The organism is Cryobacterium sp. RTC2.1 (genome assembly GCF_035018685.1).
Classification (GTDB): Bacteria; Actinomycetota; Actinomycetes; order Actinomycetales; family Microbacteriaceae; genus Cryobacterium; species Cryobacterium glucosi.
Window position 1 is genome coordinate 1 of record NZ_JASJXJ010000248.1, and the last position, 2,746, is coordinate 2,746.

General features: G+C 69.2%; 2 protein-coding genes and 1 pseudogene. All 3 read left to right on the forward strand.

The genetic code is table 11. The features are described from left to right. Positions 1–8 precede the first annotated feature (8 nt). Positions 9–716: an ABC transporter ATP-binding protein gene (locus QN357_RS18455; RefSeq protein WP_166787351.1), complete on the forward strand. Its 708-nt coding sequence runs from the start codon at positions 9–11 to the stop codon at positions 714–716. Continuing rightward, on the forward strand, positions 713–1,945 hold the full coding sequence (locus tag QN357_RS18460; RefSeq protein ID WP_134448796.1) for an ABC transporter permease: 1,233 nt from the start codon (positions 713–715) through the stop codon (positions 1,943–1,945). The genes QN357_RS18455 and QN357_RS18460 overlap by 4 nt, the downstream gene beginning before the upstream one ends. 103 nt (positions 1,946–2,048) lie before the next feature. After that, a pseudogene (locus QN357_RS18465) lies at positions 2,049–2,746 on the forward strand (hypothetical protein); the annotation flags it as partial.

The following is a 2,746-nucleotide window of genomic DNA, read 5'->3' on the forward strand; positions in this document are numbered from 1 at the left end:
ACCCGTGGGTGCTCGAAGCGGATGCCGCAGGCCCCGTCATCGAGCTCATCGACGCCGGAAAGACCTACAGGTCCGGCACCATCGAATTCGAAGCACTGAAAGGGATCAACCTCGCCATCCATGAGGGCGAGTACGTCGCCATCATGGGGCCGTCCGGCTCCGGGAAATCCACCATCATGAACATCCTCGGCTGCCTCGACACCCTCACCCGCGGCCAGTACCGCCTCGGCGGCACCGACGTCGAGGAGCTCGACGAGATCGAACTCGCGAGCGTGCGCAACCAGCAGATCGGCTTCGTCTTCCAGGGCTTCAACCTGCTGTCCTCGCTCCCGGCCTGGCGCAACGTCGAACTTCCGCTCGTCTACGGGCACGTCCCGCGCGAGGAACGCAGGAAGCGCGCGAGCCGCGCCCTCGAACGCGTCGGCCTCGGCGACCGCCTCGACAACAAGCCTGGAGAGATGAGCGGCGGCCAGCAGCAGCGCGTCGCCGTCGCCAGGGCCCTCGTCGGGGAACCGACCATGATCCTCGCCGACGAACCGACCGGAAACCTCGACTCGGTGTCGACCCGCGACGTGCTCACCCTGTTCGACGAACTCAACGCCCTCGGCCGCACGATCGTCCTGATCACCCATGAACTCGAGGTCGCCCAGCGCGCCCGCCGCATCGTTTGGGTCAAGGACGGCGCCATCATCAGGGACGAGGTGAATGCGGCATGACCTGGATGGAGAGTTTCCGCACCAGCTGGAGCGCCGTCTACTCCCACGCCCTGCGTTCGATGCTCACGATCCTCGGGATCCTGATCGGCATCGCCGCGGTCATCCTGACCGTCGGCCTCGGCCTCGGCACCCAGCTCGACGTCAGCGCCCAGATCAGCTCCCTCGGCAGCAACCTGCTCATCGTCGCCCCCGGCAGCAGCACGAGCACAACGGGAACCCGCGGCGGCTTCGGCACGAGCGCGACACTCACGATCAAGGACGCCGAGGCCCTCAGCTCCACCGTGAACGCCCCCGACATCTCCGGGGTCGCCCCGGAGAGCACCACCTCGCTCTCGCTGACGGCCAATGACACCAACTGGACGACGACGGTCACGGGAACCACGACAGCGTGGACCTCGGTGCGGCAGCGCACCCTCGCCCGCGGCTCCTTCTTCACCCAGGCCCAGGCGGATGCCTCCGCAGCGGTCGTCGTGCTCGGCTCGGAGACCGCCGACGAACTCTTCGGCACCCAGAACGTGGTCGGCCAGTCCGTCGTGATCAGCGACAAGACCTTCCAGGTGGTCGGCGTGCTCGCCACGGCGGGCTCGGATTCCTCGAGCAACCTCGACGACGTGGCCATCGTGCCGTTCAGCACGGCGGCCACCGCCCTCGTCGGCGGCACCTCGAGCAATGCGGTGTCGACGATCTACCTGCAGGCCGCCTCGGACACGCAACTGTCCGCCGCGTACCAGGAGGCCGACGCGCTCCTGCTCAACCTGCACTCGATCTCCTCGACGGACGACGCCGACTTCACCATCAGCAGCCAGGACGCCCTGGTCAGCACCGCGACAGCGGTCTACCAGACCCTGACGATCCTCCTCACCGGCGTCGCCGGGCTGTCGCTCCTCGTCGGCGGCATCGGCGTGATGAACATCATGCTCGTCTCGGTTTCCGAGCGCACCAGGGAGATCGGCCTCCGCAAGGCGCTCGGCGCCCCACCGTGGGCGATCCGGCGCCAGTTCCTGATCGAGGCCGCCATCCTCGGGCTGTCCGGCGGAATCCTCGGTGCCGTGATCGGCGTCGTTGCCGCCCTGACCCTGCCCGCGGTGATCGGAAGCTCGATCGTGGTGTCCCCGCTCGCGGTCGGGCTGTCCATCGGCGTGGCGATCGCCATCGGCATCGTCTTCGGGGTCTACCCCGCCACCCGGGCGGCCAAGCTCGCGCCGATCGATGCGCTCAGGAGCGAGTAGCCATGCGCGTCAACCGAACCCACGCCCCGCACGACTCGCCCGGCAGGCAGAACCGGCCCCGGGCATCCGCTTCAGCCACCGTTCCACGTCCATTGGAGACCTCATGACCCGCACTCGACCGACCACCCGTTTCGCCACCAACTTCGGAGTTCTTCTCGCCCTCGGCGGAGTGCTCCTCCTGACCGGCTGCGCCGCGGGGGCGAGCACGGCCGCGGTCCCGGCCGCCTCGTCAGCCCCGGCGGCCTCGGCTGGGGGGCAGGGAGACGGGGGCATCACCGGCACCATCGCCTCCGTTGCCGCCGGCATCCTGCAGGTTCAGGATTCCAGCACCCAGACCGCCGTGTCGTACACGGCCGCGACGACGATCACTGCGACCGTGACGGGCGCCCTGACGGATGTCTCCGTCGGCCGTTGCGTCTCCGTCTCCGGCTTCACCGCGGCGAGCGGTACGACGGTGGCCACCGCCGCGACGAGCGTGACCGTGACCGACGCGGTGGATGGAGCCTGCACGACGGGCAACCGCGGTGGCGGCGCGGGCGGAACGGGCGGGGCCGACGGCACCATGCCGAGCGGTGCCCCCGATGGGACCGCACCGACCGATATGCCGACTGACATGCCGACGGACATGCCGACCGACGGCGCCACCGGCGCCCCGGGCGGGATGACAGGAGGTTTCCCGGTCAGCGGACTCGTGACCGCGGTCACCGCCGACTCGATCACCATCGACGCCGTTGGCATGGGAGGCACGGACACGACCTCGACCGCGGTCACCGTCGCGTCCACGACCACGTACCTCAACAC